This window comes from Streptomyces sp. SID3343, assembly GCF_009865215.1.
Lineage (GTDB): Bacteria > Actinomycetota > Actinomycetes > Streptomycetales > Streptomycetaceae > Embleya.
The window spans coordinates 1-1,330 of sequence record NZ_WWJX01000535.1; the positions used below are offsets into that span (position 1 = coordinate 1).

Annotated in this window: 2 pseudogenes; both read right to left on the reverse strand. The window is 72.5% G+C overall.

Annotation, left to right across the window (positions count from 1 at the left end):
- Positions 1–500, reverse strand: a pseudogene (locus GT354_RS16670) (C-terminal binding protein); the annotation flags it as partial.
- Positions 497–1,330, reverse strand: a pseudogene (locus GT354_RS16675) (phosphopyruvate hydratase); the annotation flags it as partial. The pseudogenes GT354_RS16675 and GT354_RS16670, both read right to left, overlap by 4 nt.

Consider the following 1,330-nt stretch of genomic DNA (forward strand, 5'->3'; position numbering starts at 1 on the left):
ATCCGACCCCGCCCGAGCACCGCGACCCGGGCGCCCGCGAGGCGGCGCACCGGCAGCCTCTCGGGCAGCGTGCCCCAACCACCGGCGCGCAAGTGCGCGTCGTACTGCGGGAGTCGGCGCCACAGCGACAACGCGAGGGCCATCGAGTGGGTGGCGACCTCGTCGACGCAGTAGTCCGGCACGCGGGTGACGTCGATGCCGAGTTCGGCGCACGTCGCGGTGTCGATGTTGTCGAGTCCGGCGCCCAGGCGAGCGACCACCGCGAGCTTGGCCGACGCCTGGATCACCCGTGCGGTGACGCTCGCGAAGCACGTGAGGATCGCGTCGGCGTCGTGCGCGGCGGCGGTGAGGGTGTCCTCGTCGGCGGCGCTCGCGAGGTGCACGTCGAAGCCGGCCGGTTCCAGCACGGAGCGTTCGATGTCCAGGTCGGGCCACACGACGTCGGTGATCAGCACGCGGCGGGCACGCGGCGCGGGCGCGTTGGTGCCGGCGGCGCTCATCGCCGCCACCCCCCGTAGGTCACTCCGTCGAGGGCTTCGATCTCCAGGAGTCGGTTGTACTTGGCGAGGCGTTCCGAGCGCATCAGCGAGCCGATCTTGATCTGGCCGGCGTTCCAGCCCACCGCGAGGTCGGCGATCACGTCGTCCTCGGTGTCGCCGGATCGGGCGGACACGATGGTGGCGTAGCCGTGTCGGCGGGCGGCGGCGAGGGTGGTCTCGGTGCGGCCGAGGGTGCCGATCTGGTTGGGCTTGACCAGGACGGTGTTGGCCACGCCGAGTGCGGCGGCGTGGTCGACCCGGTCGGCGGAGGTGGCGAACAGGTCGTCGCCGACGAGTTGCAGGTGTCCGAAGCGCCGGGTGGCGTCGGTCCAGCCGGCCCAGTCGTCGTCGCCGAGCGGGTCCTCGATCGAGACGATCGGGTAGGTCTTGGTCCAGGCTTCGAGGGTGTCGAGGAATTGTTCGGGCCGGTCGATCTGGGTCGCGGCGACGTCGATGGCGACGCCGACCCGCTCGCCGACGTCGTCGATGGCGCGGCTGAGCAGTTCGAGCGGTTCGGCGTCGTCGCCCGCGAGTACGGCCAGGCCGCCCTCGTCGGCGACCAGGCGCGACATGAGCGTGCCGTGTCGCTCGGCGGTGAGTTCGGCGGCGCGCCGGCGGACCCGCCAGACCACGTCGATCGCCTCGGCGAAGCTGCCGGCGGCGAGCGGTACGGCGAGGAAGTCCTGGATGCGCACGCCTCCTTCGGCGTGCCGGCCGCCGGAGAAGATGTTGACCATCGGGCACGGCAGGGTGTGCGTACCGTCGCCGAGCCGGCGCCACAGCGGCTGCCC